Origin of the sequence: Brevibacillus centrosporus, from assembly GCF_003710815.1 — a bacterium.
GTDB lineage: Bacteria > Bacillota > Bacilli > Brevibacillales > Brevibacillaceae > Brevibacillus > Brevibacillus centrosporus.
Map to the genome: position 1 here is coordinate 127808 of NZ_RHHP01000038.1, position 25556 is coordinate 153363.

Below are 25556 nucleotides of genomic sequence, written 5' to 3' on the forward strand. Positions count from 1 at the left end.
TTTTTTGCCCTGGAAAGGGATATTCATCGAGCAATGGAAACGACTACCGAAAACCCCAAGACACTGGCTCGCAAACACTTGCCATTCGTCTTGGGGTTTTCACCTATCTATTCGATCGTAGTGGTCCCTTACGGATTGACCGCCTTCAAGCTTTCCTCGCGAATCAGGTCAAGCAGCTCCAGCTTCAATGCGAGGAAGTCTTCGCTGTGCTTGTTCTGGTAGTCGCGCGGGCGAGGGAGCGGCACCTTGATGTTCTTCTTCAAGCGTCCTGGCCGCGCTGTCATCACGTAAATCGAGTCTCCGAGGAAGATCGATTCCTCCACGTCATGGGTGATGAACAGGATGGTTTTCTTTGACTCTTCCCATACCTTCAACAGGATCTCCTGCATGATCGTCCGCGTCTGTGCGTCCAGCGCCCCGAACGGCTCGTCCATCAAAAGGATTTGCGGATCGTTGGCGAGCGCCCGAGCAATCGCCACACGCTGCTTCATCCCACCGGACAGCTGGATCGGATAATGCTTGTCAAAGCCTTTCAAACCGATCAAATCTAGGTAGTGAAACGCGATCTCGTCCTGCTGTTTCTTGGGAACGCCTTTTAAATCCAAACCAAAGGTGATGTTGTCCTTTACCGACAGCCAAGGATAGAGGGTATACGACTGGAAGACCATTCCGCGGTCAGGTCCAGGTCCTTTGATTTCTTTGCCATCTAGGTAGACATGGCCGGAAGAGGGCTCCTCCAAGCCAGCTACGACGCGCAAAATGGTGGATTTCCCACAACCGGATGGCCCCAGAATGGTAACAAACTCGCCTTCCTCGACCGAGAAGGAAGTCCGATCCAATGCGACAACCTGTCCGCTCTTGGTTGAAAATACTTTCCCTACGTTATCGATCACTAATTTCGGTGTTGTCGTCATCTTAAGATCCTTCCTTTCTCATCCAGGAGAAGGATGCGCGATAGATTGCTTTAAAGATCAGGTCCATGATCAATCCCAGTACCCCGATGATCAGGATCCCGACGATAATTTTGTCCGGCTTCAGGAAGCGGGAGGCCTGCATGATCATAAATCCGAGACCGTCCGAAGCCCCGACCAGCTCGGCTACAACCAGGTACGTCCACGCCCAGCCAAAGGTAATGCGAAGCGTATCGACAATACCAGGGAGTGAAGCAGGGAGGATGACCCGTTTGAACAGCTGGAAGCTTTTTGCACCGAGCGTGTAGGAGACTTCGATCAGCTCGTTCTGGATGTTCTTCGTTACGTCCATGACCATCAAGGTAAGCTGGAAGAAGGTGCCCAGGAAGATGACAGCCATTTTTTCGCCCTCACCAAGGCCGATCCACAAAATTAACAACGGGATAAAAGCAGAAGCAGGCATGTAGCGAATAAAGCCAATGATCGGTTCAAAAGCACCCTGCATTACGCGCAAGGAGCCCATCAGCATGCCCAGTGGTACGCCAATCACGGCAGCCAGAATAAAGCCGAGAGCTACACGGGAGAAGCTGATGCCGATATCCGTCCAAATTTCACCGCTCTGGAACATGGTGACCGCAGATTTGACAATCTTGTCCGGAGCAGGGAGGAACAGCGGATTGACGAAGCCTCCGTAGCTGAGGATGGACCAGAACAGCAACAAAAGAATAAAGGTCGCGATTCCCGCCCCTGTGTACAGAGGTTTGGCGATATCTTTATTCGGGGTGAAAACATTTTTCCACATCGTCATCCCTCCTTTTGATCAAGTAGTCATTTTATAGGGTCAAGCAAGAGAAAAGGAGGCCCCCAAGAGGGAGTGAAAACGCGGTCGCTCCACCTTGTACGGGCCTCGATAGAAGTTTTCTTACAGTCCCCCAGCAAAAGTTGGATTCAATACGTCTTCTGGCTTGGGAGCCGTGTCGATCAGCTTTTGTTCCATGTAGAAGTCGATCGCATTTTTGGTGGAAGTATAAATAGCGCCTTTTCCATCGCCAAACAGCTCTTTGTTCTCTTCCTTGTGCAGGAATTTCAGGCCAGTAACCGTTCCAGTGAATTCAGCCAGTTCGATTTTCAGACCTTTTGCCATGATTTCGTTGGACTCGTCTGTGTTTTGCTTCCAGTAATCCATTGCTTCTGCCATAGAAGCTACGAATGCTTTGATATCGTCAGGACGCTTTTCGATTACGTCTTTTTTGAAGCCTACCGTATCCACGATGATACCGGACAAATCTTTGGTGGAGAGCAGAACTTTTCCGTTTGCTTGCGAAGCCTTGCTCAACCATGGCTCCCACGTAACAGCTGCATCGACTTTGCCAGCAACGAAGGCAGCACCCGCATCACCAGCGGACATTTGCACCATTTCTACATCTTTGTCTGTCAGGTTTGCTTGCTTCAGCGCAGTGAGGATCAGCATGTGGCTAGTGGAGCCTTGTTCAAACGCAACTTTTTTGCCTTTCAAATCTGCGACAGAAGAGATTTCGTTTTTCGCGATGATCCCGTCGCCGCCAAAAGAGTCATCCAAGAGCCAAACGACTTGCATCGGAACACCAGCAGCAGCCAGCGTTACTTGAACGTCGAGAGCAGTAGCCATGCCATCGACTTGTCCGCCAGCCAGCGCTTGTTTGCGCTCAGCCAAGCCTTCGATGATGGAGAGCTCTACATCCAGACCGTGCTTTTCGAAAATGCCTTTTTCTTTCGCCAGGAAAAGTGGGCCATAGCCAGTCCATGTAGGCAGTGTCACCTTCAAAGGAGTTTTGGCGGCAGGAGCAGCATTGCCGCCTTCTGCTGGCTTCGATTCGCTTGCTTGATTGGAAGAACCGCAACCGACTGCAGTGAGGGCAACCATGACGGACAGCAGCAAAAATAGAAACTTTTTCACTTGAATTTCCCCTTATCTGTTTTTATTTAGATAGAACTTCTTTAAATACCTCAACAAAAGCTTCCATTTCCTCAGGACGACCGATAGAAATGCGAAGGGAGCTGTTTAGCCCATAGCCAGTCAATTTGCGTACGATCCAGCCGCGTTCAGCCAGTCGATCAAACACCTCTTGACCATCCTTGCCTGTATTGACACAAACAAAGTTCGCCTGGCTGCTCAGATAGGACAGCCCAAGCTCGTCAAGCGTTTTGCACAAAAGCTGCTTGCCAAATTGATTGATTCGTCTGGACTCGGCTACGTGCTCGGCGTCATCAAGGCTGGCTAATGCACCAGCTTGTGCGATGCTGTTGACATTGAACGGAGGGCGAACGTGATTGATGGCATCGACGAGCGCAGCTTGTCCGATCCCGTAACCGATCCGGGCAGCAGCCAGCGAATAGACTTTCGAGAAGGTCCGGATGACGAACACGTTGGCAAAGTCACTCACCAGCTCTACCGAGGAGCGATAGCCATCTCCATCCGCAAATTCGTGGTAGGCTTCGTCGATGACGACCAGCACGTTTTCTGGCACTTGCTTGATGAACGCTTGCAGCTCATCGGCAGGAATGACGGTTCCTGTCGGGTTGTTCGGATTGCAGAGGAAGATGACCTTCGTTTTCTCGGTAATCTTTTGCAGAATGGCCTTTAGGTCGATACCCAAATCTGCTTTCATCGGAGTGAAAACAGGGGTTGCTCCCATCAAATAGGTCGAAGCCATGTACTGCACAAAGCAGATTTCCGGGATAATCGCCTCGTCCTCAGGCTCCAGAAACGTTTGGGCTACCAGAATGATCATCTCATCTGCCCCATTGGACAGAATGACGTTTTCTGGGAGGACGCCTTCTTTTTCTGCGATTTTGCCTTGAACGGCTTCTCCGCTGGAGCTCGGATACAGATTCAGCTGGGACAGAGCTTGCTGCATGGCATTTCGCGCTTTGCTCGAGGGGCCCAACGGATTTTCATTAAAAGAGAGCTTGTATACTTGCTCAAGACCCAGTGCCTGCTTCATTTCTTCCACGGGCAGATCGGCAAGAGAGCACGTATAAGGCGTCAGGTTCGGGTAGACGCTGCGGACCATTTGATCTAGCTTCATAGTTGTTTGACCTTCTTTCCGATGGCATCGGCACCCTGGATGGCGTGTACGACCATTTCAGGCGTGACCGCGAAAGGCATGTTGTCCATGTCTTCGATGCCGACTGTGACGGTGCCCAGGCGCTCCCACTCTTCTGCGGAAAGCTCGGTAATCGCCATGTCCTCGAGAGTATAAGGCAGCTCTACCTTTTGATAGAAGGAGATCAGCTCGCGGATTTCCTCTTCGCTTTTACCTTCCAGTACGAGCTGGGACAAGATCCCGAAAGCGACGATCTCACCGTGGTAGGTGTCGTGTACCTCAGGGAAAATGGTCAAGCCGGAGTAGATCGCGTGAGCTGCAGCTGTACGGCAATCGTCGCCGCCATAGCCACTCACGCTTCCGCTGATCAGGATGATGCTGTCGATGACGTCATTAACCGCTGCGTCGATTTTTCCCTGCTTGATGGTCTCAATAGCAGAAGGTCCTTTTTCCAAAAGCATCTGATAGAGACCTTCCGCCAAGCGAACCGCGCTTTGATTCAAAGCAGTAGGCTGGCTCTTTTTCACCGATACGGAAGATTCGAACCATTTTGCCAAGGTGTCGCCGATCCCTGCGACGAGGAAGCGATAAGGCGCCTCACGGATGATCTTCGTGTCTACCAAAACGACATTCGGAGCCTTGGAGCGATGGCTGATCTCGATAAACGTTCCTTCATCGTCATACATGATCGCAATCGGTGTAGCTGGAGCGCAGGTAGCGGCAATCGTTGGAACGGCGACTAATGGCAGATTTTCAGCGAAGGCAACTGCTTTTACCGTATCGATCGCTTTGCCGCCACCGACTGCGACGAGTACCTCGGGCTTTTTCTCCTGTACGATTGCACGCAGCTCCTCGACTTTTGCCCATGAGCATTCGCCGCCGTACCAGGTGAAGCCTTTATTTTCAATTCCTTGCTTTTCCAGGCTGGCTGTAATGACGGATTGGACTTTCGACAGAGCCGTTTGTCCACCGATCATCAGCGCGCTGTTTCCAAAACCCTGGATATAGGCACCAATTTCATTCAAAAGCTCTACTTCACGTACGTATTTACCAGGACCTGGTATAGTAAACATAACGACATCTCCTGTACCATTATTCATGGGAGTGAATGAATATACAATAGATTATACTATGGTTTAACTTATCGTTTGTCAATATAAACGACTTATAACATTCTGAAATATAGTGTAAAAAAACAGCTGTTTCCCAGCATTAGCCAGACAACAGCTGTATTTAGTAAGGAAATGGTATATTTTGCTACGAATGATGCGACTGCTTAGGTGCTTTCGACTGCTGCAAATTGGATAGCGCTACTCCTAAAAAGATAAAAGCAGCTCCAGCAAAAAAGCTCAGCCCTAGATGTTCATGCAGCAGCAGCCAGCCCAGAAAGGATCCGACGATCGGCTGAACGAAGAAAAAGCCAGCTCCGCTCCCCGCCTGCATCATCTCAAAGCCTTTGTTCCACAGGTAAAAGGCACCTGCTGTAGAGATGATCCCGATATACAAGACACCCGCCCAAATTTCCCAGCCGAAATTCCAGGAGATCGGAGTAACGCTTATTTCCCAGATCATGACGGGGCTTGTGAAAATCAGACCGAACAGCGCTACATAGGTAGTCACAGCGAGAGAAGAGTAGAGCTGTGTCGCCTTTTTGCTGAGTACCGTGTACAATCCCCAGCTGACAGCCGCAACGAGCAGAATCACATTTCCGGCAAAGGAGGATTGCGCATCGGCTTGATCCGGCACACCAATGACGATGAAGACGCCTACCGTCGCGAGCACGATGCCGATCAGCTGCTTCCATTGGATGCGCTCTTTTAGCAGCCACACCGCGAAAATCGCGATGAAGGCAGGGGAAGCGGAGGTGATGAGTGCGCCCATATGAGCCGTCGAGAGCTTGGTTCCTAGGAACTGAGCGGCAATCGAGATGGTGATGCCAACAAAAGCAATCAGCATGATCATGGGAAAGTCTTTTTTGGCGATGTAGTCTTTGCGGGAGATGACGAAGGCCCCCAGCACGATCAGCGCGATCGCAAAGCGCAGGATCAATAGGGTAAACGGAGGAATGACTTCCAGCACGACTTTGCTTACGACATACACGCCTCCCCAGATCGCTGCAGCCAGCGTCAGGCAGATCGCTCCGAATAACTGCTGTTTCCATTGTGATTGAATCATGTATAGGTCCCCTCTCGGAATGTTCATCATGAAAGCCCATATTCCGTAGCCGAGGGGAAGAATGTACCATCGATCCATTCCCTCCCGACTAGGAGAGGACGGCAGGTACATCACATTCAAACAAGTGGATTGTCATTGGTTTCACCTCCTTATTCTGGTGACGGTGACAGCCATTTGGCTACGAGAAGAACAGGCTGCTCCAGACGACCGACTGGTGCAAGAACCTGGCGATACTGTTCGTAACCGAGCTTGCCCCAAAACAGCAGGGCCGGCTCGTTTTGAGCGATAACTCCGTGATGTACGTGGAAGCTGCCCTCAGAGGCACAGAGACCTTCTGCCAGCTGGACAGCTTCTCTGCCATAGCCTTTTCGTTGAAAGTTAGCATGGATTAGCAGCAGACTGATCCAGCTTTTTTGATCCGCGGGATTGGTGACGATCAGGTGCATGATGCCAACGATTTGTTCACCCGCGTACACTGTCAGCCAATATCCTGAAGGTATTCCCATCGTAGAATCATATTCGGTTTCCAGCTCTGCCAATGTCACGATTCCAAAGCCATTGCGCAGTTGATTGTACCCCGGGTTGCTGTTGTAGATGTTCAGGAGCTCGTGAAGTTCGTCCCGGATCGTTTCCCGCAGGACGAGGCGTTCTCCCGCTAAGGAAAGACTCATTGGGCGCCACCGTATTTTCGGATCAGGCCGATCTGTCCCGCGTGATAGCCGTTGTGATAGATGAGTCGTCCCAGCGCCTGTCGTGGAGTGAGTGTCCCGATCGGCGCCACGCAAGGAATGTCCCAAGCCTCTTCGGGCAGGGAGGAGAGGGAATCGAGCAGATGGGCAAAAGACGCTTCCCGAATCGCATGAAGCGGGGCAAGCTCCGTATAGATGCCTTCATCCTTCACGTTTCCAATCGTTGCAAGCGTAAGGCCATCTGGCAGCGGACGCTGAAAAAACATCATACAGAAGCGATACTCGACCTCCGCAATATGATGAATCAAAAAGCCGATAGAGTTGGAGCCAGGAGCCAATTTCCAGACAAGCTCCTTCTCCTCTAGATTGACTAGTACGTCCATATAACGAGAACGTGCGGTTTTCAGGGCAGGCAGCAGTGTCTGTTCGAACATCAGCTTGATCATCCTTCCATGGGGCTTGGAATATACATACTACCCTTATTATAGGTAAAATAGGACAAAAGAACAGACGAATCATTTTGAATATTGCGAATGAATGTTCACTCAGTTCTGGAAATTCGTTATACTGGAGAAAAGAAAAAGGAGCGCATCAAATTGAGTTTCCCGTTCGTTCAACCGATCTGGATTTCATTGGACACGTCAATAATGCAAAGTATTTGGAGTACATGGAATGGGCCCGGTTTGACTGGCTCTGGCAGACGGGACTGACTCTCGACGAGCTGCAGCGTCGCGCCATCATGCCGGTGGTGGTCAACATTACCATCAACTATCGAAAAGAACTGCGCATTCATGAACAGGTAATCGCCCGAACATCCGCGGTCAAGCTGGGCGAGAAAAGCTTTGTCATCTGCCACGAGCTGTTCAATCAGGAGGAGAGGCTCGTGGCAGATGCAGATGTCACGATGGTCATGATCGATGCCCATTCCCGCCGTGCTACGGAAATGCCAGCAGAGCTGCGTGAGGCGCTGTCGGCTGAATTGGCACAGCAATAGCGGGAAGCATCCATTTCCGCATCTTTGTACAGGTTGCTCCCCAGAAGGCGCGCTTTTTCCGTTACAATGAACAAGAGAGAACCAGACGGAGAAACGAGAGAAGGAGTGACGCCAAGGTGTCTGCTTTCACAACGATATTGTTTGACTTAGATGATACTTTGTTTGACTTTTCGGCTTGCTGGGAAAAAGGGATGACGAATACGATCGCGTCACATCCGCTGACCCACGACTTGGATGGAGAGGCTTTGCTGTCAGCGCTGCGGCGGCATGGGGATGCGCTCTGGGTTGATGTCATTGCGAAAAAATACGATTTTACCCAATACCGCCAGCTGCGGCTGCAACGGTCCATGGCAGATTTCAACCGGGAAATCAGCGTGGAGGAAATCAACGGCTTTCAGCAAGCCTATGCGGCAGCGTGCATGGATGCGGTCACTCCTGATGGGCATGTGAATGAGCTGATCGCGGATTTGTCCAAGCGCTTCACGCTCGGGATCGTGACCAACGGCCCCGTGGATATGGCGTTTATCAAGCTAGAGAGACTTGGACTATCTGACTATTTCCCAAGAGAGCGCGTGTTTCTGTCCGAGCTGATCGGCTACCACAAGCCAGATCCGCGCATTTACGCCACCGTTTTACAAGCGCTGGATGTGGAAGCTTCCAAGGTGTTGTTTGTAGGAGATACATGGGAGGCGGATGTCGCTGGAGCGATGGAGGCGGGTATGTCCGCAGTCTGGATCAACCCGCGTGGGAAAAAGCAGCCAACGAGCCATCAGCCTTTGGCCACGATCGAGCGGCTGGAGCAGCTTGCGTCCTGGTTATAGGTCAGAGTGAAAAAGTGCCTCCGAATAAAGGGAGGCACTTTCCTTTTGTGCATATAGTCAGTGAATTGCGTTCTTTTTGAATTGTCCACCTCGGACGTCGTGAATATTGCCGACTGCCAAAAAGGCGCTCGGATCAATCTCTTCGACGATCATCTTGAGCTTTGCTTCTTCCAGGCGGGTAATGATGCAGAAGACGACCTTCTTCTCATCGCCTGTGTAGCCGCCCTCTCCTTTTAGATAGGTGACTCCGCGTCCCAGACGAGCTACGATGGCATCTCCAACATCCTTGTAGCTGTCGCTGATAATCCAAACCGATTTGGATTCCTGGAAGCCTTCGATGGTCAGATCGATCATTTTGAATGCAATGTAATAGGCGATCAGCGAGTACATCGCACGATCCCATCCGAATACGAATCCGGCGCTGCCCAAAATGAAAAAGTTGAAAAACATCACGATCTCACCAACGGAGAAGGGGGTCTTCTTGTTGAAAAGGACAGCAATAATCTCTGTACCATCCAGTGATCCTCCATTGCGCAGGACGAGCCCAACGCCAATTCCCAAAATGATTCCGCCAAACACGGCTGCGAGCAGCGGGTCATCCGTCAATCCGGGAACCGGGTGCAACAGGGCGGTTCCGACTGACATGACCGTGACTCCAAAAAGGGTAGATATGGCGAACGTCTTTCCAATCTGCCTGTAGCCGACAATCAGGAATGGTAAGTTGAGTAAAAATAGAAAAATGCCAAGAGTCCATCCAGTCAGGTGAGACGCAATAATCGAAATGCCTACAATACCGCCGTCAATAATCTGATTCGGAACCAGAAAGATTTCCAGACCAACCGAGACGAGAGAAGCACCGATCAGGATGAAGAAGATTCTTTTGAGCAATTTTCCCAACGGCAATCTTTGGTGAGTCGATTTTGACAATGTTTGTTCCATCGTTCCCCTCCCAAATATTGATTGTTTACCTATTCATTATACCATTCCTTGCCTGATGCCTAAGGCTTAAATGTGCTACCGCGTAAAAAAAGTACATTCACAGCTGATTTTTGGGTAATTAGCAGCCGCTTATGACATGCGCATTGACAGGGGAAGGGGAGATTGCTACTTTCTACTAGTGGGAAATCGGGGAGCACCTATCAGCCATGGCCAAATGGCGATGGTAGAAAAATATCGGAAAAATACACTACAAGGTATGTGAGACGAGTCGTTTTCAGACGATTTTCTTTTTGGGTAGAAAGGAGGAGTAGGTATGTTTGTAACCGTGCTCTTGTTTTTACTGGCTGGTCTGGCCGAAATTGGCGGCGGGTATTTGGTCTGGCTTTGGCTCAGGGAGTCCAAACCGATTGGATATGGTATCATCGGGGGCATTATTTTGGTTCTCTACGGGGTGATTCCGACCTTGCAGAGCTTTCCTTCCTTTGGGCGGGTGTACGCGGCATACGGAGGTGTGTTCATCGTTCTCGCTGTACTATGGGGGTGGCTGGTCGACAAAAAAACACCTGACTTGTACGACTGGCTCGGAGCTCTCATCTGCATGATTGGCGTGAGTGTAATCTTGTGGGCGCCACGTTCATCGTAGAAGGAGAAAGCGGACTGAATAAGAAAAGCTGCCCCTCTTTACAGAGGTGGCAGCTTTTGAAAGCCGATTACAGTTTTACAACGTTCTCAGCTTGTGGTCCACGGTTGCCTTCTACTACGTTGAACTCAACGCGTTGGCCTTCTTCGAGGGTTTTGAAACCTTCGCCTGTGATTGCGCTGAAGTGTACGAATACATCGTTTCCGCCTTCAACTGCGATAAAGCCATAGCCTTTTTCAGCGTTGAACCATTTTACTGTACCTGTTTGCATGGGTGTTACCTCCAAAAAATAAAATGAATATGCAACTTTTATTTATGGGTAAAATAAAAATTCACACATTGGAAAAGGTTCAAACATACATGTAAACCCTTTACAATATGTGAACACTTAGAAATCTTTTGTTTGAATAAATACTACCACAGACAGCTATGGAAAGCAAACAAATAAGAGACGATAGGAAATATAAGAACTAGTCTTGTCAGTTGGAGCAAAAGACGGTTCTCATCGTTCCATGAGGAGGACAGAGAGCGTATCCTGTGAAAAGAGTAGAGGACCCATCAAGATCAAAAGTGGCACCTAATAACAGGTTCTTTCTTATCAGTTTCCTATTTTCTTCCTGTAATCTGACAAACTGCGTAAACAACTTTACAGCGATCAAAAGTAGCGCTAACGTTGGGAGTGGAATGAACGACTTGCTAGCAGCAAAAAAGTTTGGAGAAAGGAGACAGATTGCATTTGAACACACAATCAACTGAAAAAAGAATCTTGGTCGTGACTTCTGTGGAAGCAGAACGGGATGCCGTTTTCCGCGGCCTTCGGGACGATGCTCGCTTTACAGTCCGCATCGGAGGAGTAGGTCCGATCGCAGCAGCGTCGCGAACCGCGCGGATACTGGCGACAGAGGAGCCGTTTGATCTGGTCATTTGTGCCGGGATCAGTGGTGGGTTTGTCGGTCAGGCAGAGGTAGGCTCGCTGGTCGTCGGCAGTGAGATTGTCTGTGCCGATCTCGGCGCGGAAACGGCTGAAGGCTTTTGCAGTTTGGACGAGCTCGGCTTCGGTTCTGCCCACGTCCCGGTAGATCAACAGCTGGCAGCAAGTGTTACAGAGGCGCTGAAGGCAGCAGAATTGCCAGTGAAAATGGCGCCGATCCTGACATTGTCGACGGTGACGGGTACGGCGCAGACAGCTGCGGAGCTAGCACGACGCATGCCTGATGCCGCTGCGGAAGCGATGGAGGGGTATGGCGTAGCGGTTGCCGCACAGGATGCAGGAATACCGGTATTAGAAATTCGGGCTGTTTCCAATGCGATTGGCCCGCGTGACAAATCTGCTTGGCGAATGAAAGAGGCTTTTGCTGCTCTGGAAGCAGCCAGCTCTGTACTACGGGAGGTATTATGATGAAGATTGCTTTTTCTCCATGTCCAAACGACACGTTTGTCTTCCACGCATGGGCGCATGGGCTGGTTCCCGGTGCTCCCGAGCTGGACATTATGTACGCAGATATTGACATCACCAACCATTTGGCGATCAACACAGAAGGCCCGGAGGTTATGAAAATCTCCTATGCGGCCCTGCCTTGGGTTTTGAAAGACTACGCCCTGATACCGTGTGGCGGAGCACTGGGGAGAGGCTGCGGTCCGCTTGTTCTGACACAGGACAGCAGCGATCCGGCCAAGCTGTCTGGTAAACGCGTAGCCGTTCCTAGCGAGCGCTCTACCGCTTATCTGCTGTTCCGCTTGTGGGCAGCGCAAAATGTCCCGGGTGGCGTAGGGGAGATTGTCGTGATGCCTTTCCATGAAATCATGCCTGCCGTACGGGATGGCAAGATCGATGCGGGTCTGGTCATTCACGAGGCACGCTTTACTTATCAAAACTACGGCTTGACCATGATGCAAGACTTGGGCAGCTGGTGGGAGTCTGACACGGGTCTGCCGATTCCGCTGGGTGCCATCATCGCTCGCCGTTCTATGGATATCGAAGCTTTGACCAAATGGACTCGTGCTTCTGTCGAGTACGCGTGGGCACATCCGGAGGCATCCAGAGAATATGTAGCGGCGCATGCTCAAGAAATGGCGCCGGAGGTAACACAAGCACACATCGATTTGTACGTAAACGAGTTTACGAGAGATCTGGGCGATGACGGGTTCGCAGCCATCTCAGGCTTGCTCTCCAGGGCTGCTGATGAAGGTCTGGTTCCCCAATTTGATTTGGCTCTTTTGCGTGCGTAATCAAACCGAATGGAAGCAAGAGAAACTCTGTAGCCACTCTAGGGTGGGATGGCTACAGAGTTTTTTGCGTTCGGAGTATTTTCCGCCCAAGCAAGGCACAAAGCGCAAATAGCCGGTGGAGCTACCCAGCGGCCTGGATAAGACCGCAAGCCAAGCGTTTGCCTGAGTTGCCCGCTGGCTGTGTGCGGAAGTCGTCGGGGTTCTGATGGATAATGACCGTCCTGCCGATGACATCAGCGACACGAAACTTGTTTGTGAAAAAGCTCATACGTGCGTAGCCGTCATTGGAAAAGAGAGGAGGAAAATCTCCGGCGTGATTGCCATGGGGCTGATCAGTTGGGTTCCAATGAGAGCCGGCGGATTGAAACGGATCTTGGGGATCGCCGACGGCACAAGAGCTGTTGTCGTGTAAATGAAAGCCGAAGGGACCGATAGGCGGGTGGTCGCCGCTCGCAGGTCGATAAGCTGGAAGACCGCTAACCTCTACAAAGACCTCGGAGCCGTAGGGGACATCCAAAAAAGCAATATAGCCGTGTAGATTCGGAGCCAAAGGACCTCCCTGGATTTCTGCAATGGCCTTTGTAGGCGTGAAGACGTGCTGAGAGGAAACCGTTTGGGGAAAGTATCCGTACGGTTGATACCAATTCATAGGAAATGTCAGCCTCACTATCTGGATTTTTCTGGTGTAGCATATGTCGTAGGTAGGCGCTGGGTTCCGGTTCTATTTCAGGGCGAGGGAGTGCATGAAGCGACCTGGACGTAAAAGCTCCGCCGTTATGCAGGAGGTCAAAAGCATAAAAAAAAAACGAACCGTCCAGAGACTTCCAGACGGTTCATGCGCTTGGCGTGAGCTGTATTTTTCGGTTACAGCTCAACGATTTTGGTAGCGATGTTTTTGCAGAACGCGCTGTCATGCTCCACAAGCAAGATCGTGGGGGAGTATTCGAGCAGCAGCTCTTCGATTTGCATGCGGGAGATTACGTCGATGAAGTTGAGCGGTTCATCCCAAACATGGAGATGCGCCTGTTCACAAAGGCTTTTGGCAATGAGCACCTTTTTCTTCTGTCCACCGCTGAAAGCCGCGATGTCCTTTTCAAATTGAACGCGAGAGAAGTCGAGCTTGCGCAAAATCGCCTTGAACAGACTTTCGTCGATGCTATTTTCTTTTGCAAAGGCGGTCAGGTTGCCGCGCAGGTGAGCCGTGTCCTGCGAGACGTAGGAGATTTTCAGCTGACTAGGCTTGCGGAAGGTCCCGGTGTGCGAGATGTTTTCGCCACAAATCAGCTTCAGGAGGCTCGACTTCCCTGAACCGTTTTTGCCGGAAAGGGAGATGCGGTCGCCCTGCTCGATGGAAAAGCTGATATCTTTACATACGGTCTTCTCTCCATAGAAGAGGGAGACATCGTCCAGCTCAACGAGTCGGCTTGTATGAAAGCTCAGCTGGGAAAGCTTGAGCTTCTCGGAGCTTTCCACATTTTTGAGGAGCTTCGCCTTCTCGTCCATGGCGGATTGCTGCCTGGACTCGATGGACTTGGACCGCTGCATCATCTTGGCTGCTTTGTGACCTACATAGCCTTTATCCAGCTTGGAGCCGGAATTCGTGGTCCCATTCTTCGTTTTTTCTACTTTATCGGACCAGTTCGAGGTGCGTTTGGCGGCAGCGGACAAGCGATTGATGTCCTTTTTGAGTTTTTCATTCTCGGCTAGCTCATAGCTGTCCTGCAGCTCCTTGTTATGCCACCAGGAGGAGAAGTTGCCTTTTTGGATGTCGATGTTGGTCTTGTTAATGGACAGGATGTGGTCCACGCAGTTATCCAAAAAGGCTCGGTCGTGAGAGACCAGGATAAAGCCGTGCTTGGAGCGGAGATAGTCACTGACGATTTTCCGCGCATGCCGGTCCAGGTGGTTGGTCGGCTCGTCAATCAGCAGAAAGCTGTTTTCTTTCAGGAACAAGGCGGCCAGCATCACTTTGGTCTGCTCTCCGTTCGACAAGGTTTCAAAGGGCCGGTAAAGAACGTCCTCAGATACCTGGAGCAGGGACAGCTCGCGCATGACTTCCCACTCGAGGGCATCGGGGCAGATGCCGGCAAAGACTTCCATGGTGTTGCCCTCTTTGTTGGCGATCTGGAACGGAAAGTATTCGAAGGCGACCTTTGCAGAGATGCTGCCGCTGTAATCGTACTTGCCGAGCAGCAGGTTGAGGAAAGTGGTTTTCCCGCGACCATTTCTCCCCGTGAAGCCTAATTTCCAGTCAGTATCGATCTGAAAGCTCACTTTTTCAAAGATGTTATCGTAACTGCCGTCATAGGCAAAAGTCAGGTTTGCCACGTTTATTAAAGACATACATGATCCTCCTGTATATAGAAAATGAGCTGCAAGAAAGTACATTCTCACAGCTCATACATACAGCAAAGCCAAGCCTAAAGAAGGCATGACGAGGATATATGGTCTGAGTGAAAAGAATGGATCTTTCTTGCTCGCACAAGCACAACAAAACAAGAGGCATCTTCTGCCCGTTTGATTTGGTTATGCTTCGCTTCATTAGCAAGAAAGATTATCCATCTTTTCATCTCCAGTCGTTATGTTTGTATTTACAATAGCACATTCGGTTTTATGTTTCAACACGGGGCGAGATGTGTCAAAAAAATGGACGTTTGGTCGAAAATGCAGAAAAAGGGTGACAAGAGAAGGAAAAAACTCTGGACGTCATCGATGGTCAGATTTATTCTATTCCTAGAGAACGCTCCGGATGGGGTGTTCTTTTTTTGTTGTCGATTTCCTCTTTTCGTTTAGGTGGTTTCTTTTTTTCGAGTTGATGCTAGAATCAGAATCGTTGTACTCATTCACCGTAGGCATTTTGTTGCAAAAGAAGTAAAATAATTCTGATAGAAGGCATCGAAGGGAGGATTTCACCATGGACGTAAGAAAGGATGAAACGATTTTTTGCACGGGCTATTCGCGTTTGCCTGATGGGATGGCGGCTAAAAATCTGTACGGGGTCATGGGAGTCGGGTTTGAGATTGATCCGGAGACTGACAAAATCGTCAATGCTTCATGCACCTTTGTTACCAACATGTGCAATGATTTTATCAAGAGTATTCTGGTTGGGCACGATTTGAAAAACGGAGTGGATCTCCCCATTCAAAAATTCGAACGACGTTATTTTGGACTGGGAAAAAAAGCGATCGTCTCAGCTATCCGCGATGCCTACAATCAGTTTGAAATTTATAAATCCATGACGTATGCAGAGGCAGCGTCGGAGTAAAAACAGAGTATATTGAAAATTGGGTCAGATGCAGGTATAATGACCCCTAACAGATGAATTCCAGCAAGACGGTGTTCCAGTGGACAGGCATCCCCTGTTCATACCAGACGGGACGTACGGACCAAGCTGAATGATCCTGGCGCTTACCAGCGTTCGGATTGTTTTGGTTTGGTCCTTTTTGCATGCAGATACTTACTCAAAACAGGGAATGGGGGACGAAAGATGCTTTTGGCGATTCCTACAGCCGAAATCCGGCAGAGGCAAGCAGCCTTTCTGGCAAGATTGGAGAAAAACGGGGTGGAGGGTGCCGTTCTATTTAGCGTCACGGATATTTTTTATTTGACGGGATTCCATTTTCATCCGACAGAGCGACCCATCGGTTTGTTTTTTGCGCCGAATGGGAAATCTCATCTGTTTGTTCCCGCGCTAGAGCACGAGCACGCTGAGAAGTACGCTGCCGTAGATGGGGTGCACTCTTATCCAGAGTATCCGGGCTTGCGTCACCCGATGGAGTACTTGAAAGATGCTTTGATCGCAGCTGATTTACAAGGCAAAACAATAGGACTCGATGCAGATGGCTATGGTTCTCCGATGGGATATCGAGGGCCGAGGGTCAGCGAGCTGGTAGACGCCAAGGCATTCGTCTCCCTGCGAGGCTGGGTGGAGGAAGCAAGGGCGGTCAAGTCAGCAAATGAGCTGGAGCTGATCAAAGAATCGTTGCGTTGGTCTCATCTCGCTCATCGGCTGTTGCAAAAGTACTCCAAAGCGGGGAGCAACGCGATGGAGATTGAAGGACGAGCGAGCCACGAAGCTTCCATGATGATGCTGGAAGCGCTTGGACCGGATTACAAGCCGTACGGGGGATACGGCCACAATGTCATCGCCGTTTTCAGAGGGCAGGTAGGTCCCATGTCAGCCATTCCTCACGCGGTGACCCAAAGTATCACTCTAGGGCATGGGGATACGTTGGTGACCGGGGCAGACGCTGCTGTTTGGGGCTATCACAGTGAGCTGGAGCGCACGATGTTTGTAGGGGAAGCGACCAAGGAGCAGGAGAAGTATTTTCAGCTCATGCTAGGGGCGCAAGAGACAGCATTTGCTACCATTCGGGCGGGGATTCCGGCGAAGCGAGTGGAGGAGGAAGTACAGCGCTATTTCCGCGATAACGGGGTTACCCACCTGACACGTCACCATACGGGGCATGCACTGGGCTTGATGAATCATGAAGCACCGTTTTTTGACCTGGGAGAGGAAACGATTCTGCAAGCGGGCATGGTCATGTCCGTTGAGCCAGGAATCTACGTGAATGGCCTAGGAGGTTTCCGCCATGCCGAGACGATCGTGGTAACAGGTGCTGGGATGGAAATGCTGACGTACTACCCACGAGATTTGGAATCATTGATTTGCTGATAAAGTTGTCGAGAAAAATAATTTTAATGAGAATTAAATTATTGTATTTTTGTTAAAAATAAGATAAGATACAAAAGTAAGAATATTAACAATCAAAAGAAAACAACAGATGTTCACAGCAAGCCTAAATTCCTGTGGATAGGCAGCCCCTATTCATACACTCGGAGTTTATGACCAAGCTGATCATTTGTCTCCTCAGTATGAGTCGGGACGAGTGTTTGGCTTGGTCTTTTTCGTGCATGCGTGTGGCAGCCAAGAAAGGAGCATCCCTTTATGAAACCTTTTACAGGACGCTTGCAGCGTTGCCTCCTGTCCATGCAGTCAGAGCGGATGAGCCGATTACTCGTCAGTTCCACAGCCAACTTGTACTACCTAACCGGGCAACCCATTTCCACGGGAGAGCGTCTCAGCTGTCTATACTTCGATGGGGAGAGCAAACCCAAGCTGTTTATCCATCAAATGTTTGCGGGGCAGCTATCTTTACCGGAAGAAATCGAGACCATCCTTTGGGCGGATGAAGACGACCCGGTAGCTCTTCTGGCAGAGCATGTAGGCACAGAAGGTGAGATTGCCATTGATCTTACCTGGTCCAGCTCCTATCTGATTGATCTGTTGCGTTTGCGACCGCAGCTCCTGCCTGTGAAGAGCCACATTGTTGAGAAGCTGCGGGAAATCAAGGATGAGTGCGAAGTCAACACGCTGCGTCAATCTGCGCGTATTGCCGATGCCGTTATGCACCAAGTTGTCGAGTTGCAGTATTATCCTGCGACAGAGCGAGAAATGGCTGAGACGATCCGCAGCTTTTTCGGAGAGCATTCAGTGCATGATCTGTCCTTTCAGCCGATTATTGGATTCGGGAAAAACAGTGCGAATCCACATCATGAGATCGGCATGACCAGTTTGATACCTGAGCAAGCACTCTTGATCGACATGGGCGGGGTTTATCACAGCTACTGCTCAGACATCACCCGGACGCTCTATTACGGCAAGCAGAACCAACGATTTGAAGAAATCTATAAAATCGTCCGCGCTGCGCAGGAAAAGGCGATTGAAATGATCAGGCCGGGGGTTCGCTTTGCGGATGTAGATCGAATGATTCGCAGCGAGTTTGCTAAAGTGGGCTACGATCGTTTTTTCACACATCGAACAGGCCACGGATTGGGTCTGGAGCTGCATGAAGGACCGTTCCTGCATCAGAAAAATGAGGAGGAGATGCAGGCAGGAATGGTTTTTAGCATCGAGCCCGGGATCTATTTGCCAGGAGAGTTTGGGGTTCGCATAGAGGATATCGTCGTAGTGACAGAGGCGGGCTGCGAGATACTGACGCAGAGTCCAAAGGAGATTAGCTACATCGACATTCGCGAGGGGTAACAAAGAAGAGAAAAATAGAAAGCTTATTTCGAAAGGGGATCAGTTGAGATGAAAAAGAAAGGCTTTTGCGCATTGCTTTCCGTTGCGTTTCTGGTGAGTGCTGCTCTGACTGGCTGCAGCTACAAGGCACCGGAAAGCTCATCATCCGGGGGCACTCAGCAGCAAGCAACGACAGAGGGGCAGCCTGCACAAACGGGAACAGCTGATGAGCTAAAGATTGGACTGGATGTAGATGCGGGAACGATGGACCCAAGGCTCTCCAGAGATACGACGGCTGCTCGGGTAACGGATGTGGTTTTCGATGGGCTCATCCGACTGTCCGACAAATTGGAAGCACAGCCAGCCTTGGCGGAGAAGTGGGAAAATCCTGATCCTACGACATGGGTCTTCACGCTGCGAAAGGGCGTGACCTTCCATGACGGGTCTCCCTTTACCGCTGAGGACGTGAAGTTCACGTACGATTCACTCCTAGATCCGAATTTCAAAGCGCCGTATGCCAAGCTTTACGCACCGATCTCCAAAGTGGAAGTCGTTGACGAGCAGACGGTCAAATTTACTTTGAAGCAGCCATACGCACCACTTCTGAGCTATCTGGATTTGGGCATTGTTCCAAAGAGCTTGGCTGAAAAGGATCCACAGGCGTTTTCCTCCAATCCGGTAGGAACCGGTCCGTACAAAATGGTGAAGTGGGATAAAAACAGCAAGATTTCCTTTGAAGCAAATGAGCAGTACTGGGGTGGCCCTGCGAAAACCAAAAAGCTGACTTACTTCATCATCCCGGACAACAGCACGCGCGTTTCCGCTTTGGAAGCAGGAGACGTCGATCTGGTGCATTCTCCGCTCTCTCCGCAGGACATTGCCAAAATAAAGAGCAACAGCAAATTCACAGTCAAGGAGACAGAGGGGCTCGGTTATACCTACCTTAACTACAATACGACCAATCCGATTTTGTCAGATGTCAAAGTACGTCAAGCGCTAGCCCATCTCGTAGATAAGAAGCTGATATCGGACAGTCTCTACGCAGGAATGGATAAGCCAGGGCAATCACCTTTGATTCCTCCTTCATGGGCTTATGATCCAAGCATCACGGGTTACTCCTACGATCCTGTGGAGGCAAAGGCACTGTTTGAAGAGGCGGGCTGGAAGGACAGCAATAATGACGGCATTTTAGACAAGGACGGCAAAAAATTGACTCTTACTCTGTCCACGCATACGGAAGACCCGAATCGGATGCAAACAGTGGAGTTCCTGCAAAATGAGTTCACCAAAGCGGGGGTAGACGCGAAGGTATCGACTACCGAGTGGCCGACCTTCTCTGCGAACATGATGGCGCAAAAATTTGATATCGCGCTTCTGGGCTGGCTGAGTCTGGTTGATCCGGACCGCGCCATGTACGGCCAATTCCAGTCGCAAAGTGAGAACAACTACGGCAAGTACAATAATCCGAAGGTAGATGAGCTTTTGGACAAAGGCCGTGCTTCACTGGATCAGGCAGAGCGAGCCAGGGTTTATCAGGAAGTAGCCAAAATCGTTACAGATGAGGTTGCGTACGACGTTGTCCTGTATCAGGGCTATGTCGCGATGTACGCCAACAATCTCACAGGCTTCAAGGAACACCCGAAAGGTAGCTTGTACAACCTCAAAGATGTGGAAGTGAAAAAATAGGAGGCAGGGGAGATTTCTCTCCCCTCCACTTACAGCGTAAGGAGCGATCCTTTTGGTCACGTATCTCATAAAACGATTGTTCCAAATGATACCTGTAGTAATCGGTATATCCGTCATAGTCTTTTTCCTGCTGCACATGATTCCGGGCGATCCGGCGATGGTGCTTTTAGGGCAGGATGCCAGTCAGAGCGAGATTGAACGCTTGCGCAATCTGATGGGCTTAAATGAGCCGCTATACGTCCAGCTGTTTACTTTTTTGAAAAACGTTGCGACCGGAGATTTGGGTCATTCCATTTTTCAGAATGAATCTGTTTTTTCGTTAATTGCCAAGCATTTGCCGGCAACGCTGGAGCTGGCTGTCGTCGCGATGCTCATCGCGCTGGTTATCGCGATTCCGCTTGGGATCCTGTCTGCCGTGAAGCAGTTTTCCTGGGTCGACTACATCAGCATGTTTTTTGCTCAGCTCGGTGTATCCATTCCTGTTTTCTGGATGGGAATGCTGCTCATCATCGGGCTATCTGTGAATCTCAACTGGTTCCCCTCCTTTGGTCGAGGAGAGCCTCTCACCGAAGCGTTGTGGACCGCGATCACCACAGGAAATATTTACGACCTGGTACAAAGCATGCGCAGCCTGTTCCTGCCCGCCTTGACGCTTGGAGTCATGAGTGCAGCACTGATTACCCGGATGGTGCGCTCGACCATGCTGGAGGTGCTGAAAGAGGATTACGTACGGACAGCAGAAGCAAAAGGGGTCAGCGGATTCATGGTGATCGTCAAGCACGCGTTTCGCAATGCGCTCATTCCGGTCATTACGATTGTGGGCCTTCAGTTTGGCAATCTGCTGGGAGGGGCCATCGTAACGGAGACGGTCTTCGCTTGGCCGGGCATCGGGCGTTTGGTTATCACCGCGATCAGTCAGCGCGATTTTCCAGTGGTCCAGGGCAGTGTGTTCATCATCGCGTTCCTGTTCGCGCTGACCAATCTGATCGTCGATATTCTGTACGCTGTCGTCAACCCCAAGATACAGCAGAGATAAGGAGGGAGGATGATGAACGTCAATCTGCTACGAACCGCAGCCAGAAGCAAGGCTGTGTTGATTGGGGGAATCATCGTGCTGGCCGTTGTGCTGGCAGCCATTTTGGCACCGCTGTTGTCTACACATGACCCCTATGAAATGAATGTGAAGGAACGATTGCTTGATCCGTTGGAAGGTGGCCATTTGCTTGGGACGGACCAATTTGGGCGTGATTTGTACACGCGGATTCTCTACGGTGCGCAAGTCTCGCTGGAGGTAGGGATTGTCTCCGTCAGTCTGGCACTGGTCATCGGCGTGACGCTGGGACTGATTTCCGGCTATTACGGTGGGTGGATTGATACCGTAATCATGCGATTTGTCGATATTGTCTTGTCGTTTCCCGTGCTTTTGCTAGCCATCGCCTTTGTAGCTGCTCTCGGGCCGGGAATTGAAAATGTGATCATCGCGCTGGCGCTGGTCTATTGGACCAGCTACGCCAGACTGGTACGTGCTACGGTCCTGTCGATCAAGGAAGAGGAGTATGTACAGGCTGCGCGCACCATTGGCTCCAGCGATTTTCGGATCATCGTGTACAATATCCTGCCTAACTGCCTGGCGCCGATCATCGTGGTGGCGACGCTGGGGCTTGGTCAGGCGATTGTGGCAGAAGCGACACTCAGCTTTCTCGGTCTCGGAATCCAGCCACCCGAATCCAGCTGGGGTTGGACATTGGCATTCGGGATGAAATTTCTGCAGGATGCCCCGCACCTCTCTATTTATCCCGGTGTGGCGATCATGCTCACTGTCTTGGGCTTTAACCTTTTGGGTGACGGAATCCGCGACCTGACTGATACCAAACTGAAACAAAAATAAGAGGAGGTTTTATCCATGAGCCAAGTAAAACGCGAATATAACGAAATCCCCGTCACGCATCTGTCCAACGGGGCAAAAGTCACGCTGCCGCTGCACACCATTTATGGCAAAGAAGCGGGACCTGTGCTAGGACTGTCCGCAGTCATCCATGGCGACGAAATCATTGGTGCAGAAATTCTGCGTCGTGTCTATGAGCGTCTGAATGAGGAAGAGCTGTCCGGAACAGTTTTACTCATGCCGGTTGCCAACCCACTCGCTTTTGAATCGCTGACTCGAAATACCCCACTGGATATGAACAACCTCAACCGCGTGTTTCCAGGAGATCCACAGGGGTGGGTAACTGAACAGCTAGCCCATGCGATCGTGACCAATTTCCTCGACAAGCTCGATGCTTACATCGATCTGCACGCAGGCGGAGCGGTGCCGATTGTTGACTATGTATACATCCAAAACGACGAAGCCCTTTCCCGTGCCTTTAACTTCCCTGTGCTGTACCGACCTGCCCATCCTTATGAAGGTACAACTGCCACTTATACATCTGCAAAAGGCATTCCTAGCGTAACGGTCGAGGTAGGTGGCGGACCAAACTACGAGCAAGCTGTCGAACGCGGGGTAGAAGGTATTTTCAACTGCATGCGCCATTTGAAAATGCTGCCGGGTGAAGTCGTACCAGCGCCAGAGCAGGTTGTCATGACTGAAATTCAGATCATTCGCCCGACACAGGGTGGACTTCTGGTGCCAGGTTTCGATTTCAACGCTGTCGGCTCCGTCATCGAGGGCAAGCAGGTTCTCTCCCGCACCTATAACCCGCAAACATTTGAGGAGCTGGAAGTGATTCATACGCCATTTGAGCGAAATCTGGTGATTTTGATGCGTGGTCAGCTAAACAAGGTAAATCCGGGCGATTACGGCTTCATGATCGGAAATCTCGATACAGCTGAGGAGGCGTAATATGCTCGATCTGCAGCTGTCAGAAACCTACTGCCGCATTGTGCTGGGGATGGACAATCTGTACCGGAGCGGAAAGGGTTCGACCGGGGAAGCTTCCTTTGATCGAGAAGGACTCGTGCCGATCAATCTGACCGAAGTAGCCGCTAACCCTTATGCCGACTGGTCCGAGGTGCGCGATGATTTGCGCAAGCTGCTTGGTGATTACGCGAAGATTTCGGACGAAGTGCGACGCAACTACATGCAACAGCAGATAGGGTCCATTGACTCACTTGCGAGATGGTGCTCAGGTACGGATTTGCCATTTCGAGAAAAGGTACGCGGCTTTCTGTACGTCAATGAAAACCCCGTAACGTATGCAGAGCAGGCAAGACTCCATGCGCTTCTGGATAAGGTCTTAACACAGCGGGGATACAAAGGGGCCCTCCACCAAAAAGTGGCGGCATGGGAAGCAGAACGGCGCGTTCCTGCTAACGAGCTGGAGAGCGTCCTGCGCGAGATGCTGGCAACATCCAGAGCACTGGTCGCCGAGCGGATGTTTCCACAGGTGGCAGACGTAGAAGTGGCCCCTGTTCTTGTCTATGGCGTTCCCTACAATGCCTATTGCGACTACGTAAACGGCAAGATGTATCTTAATGGAGATCTCGCCTACACGTACGAGGGATTGAAGCATCTGGTCACACACGAATGCTTTCCCGGACATACGACGCATATGTACATTCGCGAGCTAGGGCTAAAAGCGGGAGAGCTTCCTTTGGATGCAGGGCTGGTCATTACCAATACTGCCTCCAGCTCAGTGTTCGAAGGAATCGCAGACAACGGCATGCGCTTTATCAGCTGGGCCTATACGACCGATGATCACATCTATGAAATCTATCAGCAAATACGCTCGATTTCCGGGATGAATGCCGCCCATATGATACACGCCGAGGGCAAAACGGTCGAAGAGGCAGGACTCTACTTGAAGGAGTTTGCTTTCGGAGAGGAAAACTGGGTGGCGTCTCGCCTGCGCTTTGTCACCCATTCTCTGCGCGCTCCGTTCATCTTTAGCTACTGGCGTGGAAACGAAGCCGTGCACGAAGCATACAGCCGTCTAGCACCAAGTGAGCATCAGCCGTTTTTCCAATTCCTTTACAAACGCATGCTATCGGCGGACACAGTAAAACAATTTGGCTAAAGAGGTGGTCAACATGGATTTTACAAAATCGAAGGAACTCTATGAAACTGCAAATCGATCCGTGCCAGGTGGCGTTCATTCCAACTCTCGTTTTCGTTCTCCCCATCCGCTTTACTATAAAAAGGGGGAAGGTGCCTATATCTGGGATCTGGACAACAACCGATACTTGGATGTAGTCATGGGCAACGGGGCCATCATTCTCGGACATAACGACAAGGATTTTAATGAACGAATGGCTTCCTATATGACAAGCGGCATTGTGACAGGACTTGAGACTGAGCTGAGTGTCCAGGCAGCGGAAACGTTTTTGTCTCTGGTCAAGACGGCGGAGCAGGTGCGTTACACGAATACTGGTACGGAAGCAACCATGCACACGATGACGATGGCCCGCACCTATACCGGAAAACCGCACGTCGCGGTCATCGAGGGAGCCTATAATGGTTGGCATGATGCGGTTTACGTCAGCACGTGGCCGGATATGAATCTGGCTGGCGATCATTCTGCACCGAATTCGTTGCCCGGCACGACCGGATTGATGAAAGAGGTCGTGGAAACCACGCTGGTACTGCCGTTTAACGATTTGGCTGCGGCAGAGAAGCTTTTGACGGCCAATCAGCATCGGATTGCTGCTTTGATCATTGAGCCTACGATGATCGACATCGGCTATATTCCGGCCAAAAAGGAGTATCTGCAGGGCTTGCGACGCCTGTGTGATCAACTGAACATCGTGCTGGTCTTTGATGAGCTTCTGACAGGCTTCCGGGACAGTGAGGGTGGAGCGCAGCAGCACTATGGAGTCGTGCCAGACCTGGCTACATTCGGGAAGGCGATCGCCAATGGCTACATGCTGGCAGCGGTTGCTGGAAAAGCCAAAATCTTCGAAACGGTGACACCAGGCAAAGGGACCTGCTCCTTTATCGGGACCTACAATGGCCATCAGGTATCACTCGCTGCTTCCATGGCGTTCATGGAGCTGTATAAGGAAAAACGCGTGTTTGAAACCCTGCAGACCCGGACGAGTCAATTGATCAGCGAATTTGACCGTTTGGCACAAAAACACGGTATCGCGGCGAGAATGCAAGGACGCGGCGGTCATTTCCACTGGTACTTTACCGACGAGCCTATCGCGAATTACCGAGAGGCACAGGCCTCCGACAAGGCAGATTACGCCAGATTCATCAGTCATTTGAGCGGAAAGCAGGTTTACTGCCTGCCCAACTACCTCTTGCATCATGCCATTTCAATGGCACATGACGATGTGATCTTGGAATCCTTCGTGGCAGATATGGACGAGAGCTTGCAACAGGTAGCGATCGCAAAAGCAGCCAAGTAAAAGGGGGAGGGGACT

26 protein-coding genes are annotated in these 25556 nt (G+C 50.7%); 14 read left to right on the top strand and 12 right to left on the bottom strand.

Annotation, left to right across the window (positions count from 1 at the left end; translation table 11 throughout):
• Positions 1 to 128: 128 nt before the first annotated feature.
• The 8 genes from EDM55_RS25065 to EDM55_RS25100 all read right to left on the bottom strand — a co-directional run bounded on the left by EDM55_RS25065 (position 129) and on the right by EDM55_RS25100 (position 7295).
• Positions 129 to 914, bottom strand: coding sequence for an ABC transporter ATP-binding protein (locus EDM55_RS25065; protein WP_092267092.1), 786 nt, complete (start codon positions 912 to 914; stop codon positions 129 to 131).
• A 1-nt stretch (position 915) separates the two neighbouring features.
• A complete protein-coding gene (locus tag EDM55_RS25070; RefSeq protein WP_092267091.1) occupies positions 916 to 1713 on the bottom strand; it encodes an ABC transporter permease in 798 nt (265 codons plus the stop codon).
• Positions 1714 to 1833: 120 nt separating this feature from the next.
• A complete protein-coding gene (locus EDM55_RS25075; protein WP_092267090.1) occupies positions 1834 to 2847 on the bottom strand; it encodes an ABC transporter substrate-binding protein in 1014 nt (337 codons plus the stop codon).
• A gap of 22 nt (positions 2848 to 2869) precedes the next feature.
• Positions 2870 to 3979, bottom strand: coding sequence for a histidinol-phosphate transaminase (gene hisC, locus EDM55_RS25080; protein ID WP_122961649.1), 1110 nt, complete (start codon positions 3977 to 3979; stop codon positions 2870 to 2872).
• Positions 3976 to 5070 (bottom strand): iron-containing alcohol dehydrogenase family protein, encoded by a 1095-nt coding sequence (locus EDM55_RS25085; RefSeq protein WP_092267088.1) that lies wholly within the window; start codon positions 5068 to 5070, stop codon positions 3976 to 3978. Before EDM55_RS25085 ends, hisC begins: the two co-directional genes overlap by 4 nt.
• A 184-nt stretch (positions 5071 to 5254) precedes the next feature.
• Complete coding sequence (locus tag EDM55_RS25090) at positions 5255 to 6172, bottom strand: DMT family transporter (RefSeq protein ID WP_092267478.1); 918 nt, start codon at positions 6170 to 6172, stop codon at positions 5255 to 5257.
• A gap of 149 nt (positions 6173 to 6321) precedes the next feature.
• On the bottom strand, positions 6322 to 6843 hold the full coding sequence (locus EDM55_RS25095) for a GNAT family N-acetyltransferase (RefSeq protein ID WP_122961650.1): 522 nt from the start codon (positions 6841 to 6843) through the stop codon (positions 6322 to 6324).
• Positions 6840 to 7295 (bottom strand): DinB family protein, encoded by a 456-nt coding sequence (locus tag EDM55_RS25100; protein WP_122925208.1) that lies wholly within the window; start codon positions 7293 to 7295, stop codon positions 6840 to 6842. Before EDM55_RS25100 ends, EDM55_RS25095 begins: the two co-directional genes overlap by 4 nt.
• A gap of 161 nt (positions 7296 to 7456) precedes the next feature.
• Between EDM55_RS25100 and EDM55_RS25105 the strand changes: the two genes are divergently transcribed.
• Both EDM55_RS25105 and EDM55_RS25110 read left to right on the top strand, forming a co-directional pair.
• On the top strand, positions 7457 to 7855 hold the full coding sequence (locus tag EDM55_RS25105) for an acyl-CoA thioesterase (RefSeq protein ID WP_246070841.1): 399 nt from the start codon (positions 7457 to 7459) through the stop codon (positions 7853 to 7855).
• 116 nt (positions 7856 to 7971) lie between these two features.
• Positions 7972 to 8676, top strand: a complete 705-nt coding sequence (locus tag EDM55_RS25110) for an HAD family hydrolase (RefSeq protein WP_122961651.1) — start codon at positions 7972 to 7974, stop codon at positions 8674 to 8676.
• A 57-nt stretch (positions 8677 to 8733) separates the two neighbouring features.
• Here EDM55_RS25110 and EDM55_RS25115 read toward each other — a convergent pair whose 3' ends face one another.
• Positions 8734 to 9615, bottom strand: a complete 882-nt coding sequence (locus EDM55_RS25115; protein WP_092267085.1) for a YitT family protein — start codon at positions 9613 to 9615, stop codon at positions 8734 to 8736.
• Between the two features lie 313 nt (positions 9616 to 9928).
• On the opposite strand from EDM55_RS25115, the gene EDM55_RS25120 reads away from it, so the two are divergent.
• Complete coding sequence (locus tag EDM55_RS25120; RefSeq protein ID WP_092267084.1) at positions 9929 to 10258, top strand: YnfA family protein; 330 nt, start codon at positions 9929 to 9931, stop codon at positions 10256 to 10258.
• Positions 10259 to 10325: 67 nt separating this feature from the next.
• On the opposite strand, the gene EDM55_RS25125 is transcribed toward EDM55_RS25120, so the two are convergent.
• Positions 10326 to 10526 (bottom strand): cold-shock protein, encoded by a 201-nt coding sequence (locus EDM55_RS25125; RefSeq protein WP_005830059.1) that lies wholly within the window; start codon positions 10524 to 10526, stop codon positions 10326 to 10328.
• Positions 10527 to 10991: 465 nt separating this feature from the next.
• Here EDM55_RS25125 and EDM55_RS25130 point away from each other — a divergent pair, with 465 nt between their 5' ends.
• Positions 10992 to 11654, top strand: a complete 663-nt coding sequence (locus tag EDM55_RS25130) for a futalosine hydrolase (RefSeq protein WP_122961652.1) — start codon at positions 10992 to 10994, stop codon at positions 11652 to 11654.
• Entirely contained in the window at positions 11654 to 12484 is an 831-nt protein-coding gene (locus EDM55_RS25135; protein WP_092267082.1) for a 1,4-dihydroxy-6-naphtoate synthase, read from the top strand. The genes EDM55_RS25130 and EDM55_RS25135 overlap by 1 nt, the downstream gene beginning before the upstream one ends.
• 121 nt (positions 12485 to 12605) lie before the next feature.
• On the opposite strand, the gene EDM55_RS25140 is transcribed toward EDM55_RS25135, so the two are convergent.
• Positions 12606 to 13133 (bottom strand): superoxide dismutase family protein, encoded by a 528-nt coding sequence (locus EDM55_RS25140; protein WP_122961653.1) that lies wholly within the window; start codon positions 13131 to 13133, stop codon positions 12606 to 12608.
• Between the two features lie 215 nt (positions 13134 to 13348).
• A complete protein-coding gene (locus EDM55_RS25145) occupies positions 13349 to 14827 on the bottom strand; it encodes an Lsa family ABC-F type ribosomal protection protein (protein WP_122961654.1) in 1479 nt (492 codons plus the stop codon).
• 571 nt (positions 14828 to 15398) lie between these two features.
• On the opposite strand from EDM55_RS25145, the gene EDM55_RS25150 reads away from it, so the two are divergent.
• The 9 genes from EDM55_RS25150 (at position 15399) to EDM55_RS25190 (ending at position 25541) form a co-directional block, all read left to right on the top strand.
• A complete protein-coding gene (locus tag EDM55_RS25150; protein ID WP_092267079.1) occupies positions 15399 to 15749 on the top strand; it encodes a DUF3870 domain-containing protein in 351 nt (116 codons plus the stop codon).
• A 222-nt stretch (positions 15750 to 15971) separates the two neighbouring features.
• The gene (locus EDM55_RS25155) at positions 15972 to 17159 is read left to right on the top strand and encodes a M24 family metallopeptidase (RefSeq protein ID WP_092267078.1); all 1188 of its coding nucleotides are present in this window, start codon (positions 15972 to 15974) and stop codon (positions 17157 to 17159) included.
• Positions 17160 to 17432: 273 nt separating this feature from the next.
• A complete protein-coding gene (locus tag EDM55_RS25160; RefSeq protein ID WP_092267077.1) occupies positions 17433 to 18530 on the top strand; it encodes a M24 family metallopeptidase in 1098 nt (365 codons plus the stop codon).
• A gap of 48 nt (positions 18531 to 18578) precedes the next feature.
• Positions 18579 to 20195, top strand: coding sequence for an ABC transporter substrate-binding protein (locus EDM55_RS25165; protein ID WP_122961655.1), 1617 nt, complete (start codon positions 18579 to 18581; stop codon positions 20193 to 20195).
• A gap of 52 nt (positions 20196 to 20247) precedes the next feature.
• Positions 20248 to 21231, top strand: coding sequence for an ABC transporter permease (locus EDM55_RS25170; protein WP_092267075.1), 984 nt, complete (start codon positions 20248 to 20250; stop codon positions 21229 to 21231).
• Positions 21232 to 21243: 12 nt separating this feature from the next.
• The gene (gene nikC / locus EDM55_RS25175; RefSeq protein ID WP_092267074.1) at positions 21244 to 22083 is read left to right on the top strand and encodes a nickel transporter permease; all 840 of its coding nucleotides are present in this window, start codon (positions 21244 to 21246) and stop codon (positions 22081 to 22083) included.
• 15 nt (positions 22084 to 22098) lie between these two features.
• On the top strand, positions 22099 to 23034 hold the full coding sequence (locus EDM55_RS25180; RefSeq protein ID WP_092267073.1) for a succinylglutamate desuccinylase/aspartoacylase family protein: 936 nt from the start codon (positions 22099 to 22101) through the stop codon (positions 23032 to 23034).
• 1 nt (position 23035) lies between these two features.
• Positions 23036 to 24208, top strand: coding sequence for a DUF885 domain-containing protein (locus EDM55_RS25185; protein WP_092267072.1), 1173 nt, complete (start codon positions 23036 to 23038; stop codon positions 24206 to 24208).
• Between the two features lie 13 nt (positions 24209 to 24221).
• The gene (locus EDM55_RS25190) at positions 24222 to 25541 is read left to right on the top strand and encodes an aspartate aminotransferase family protein (RefSeq protein ID WP_092267071.1); all 1320 of its coding nucleotides are present in this window, start codon (positions 24222 to 24224) and stop codon (positions 25539 to 25541) included.
• Positions 25542 to 25556: the final 15 nt, after the last annotated feature.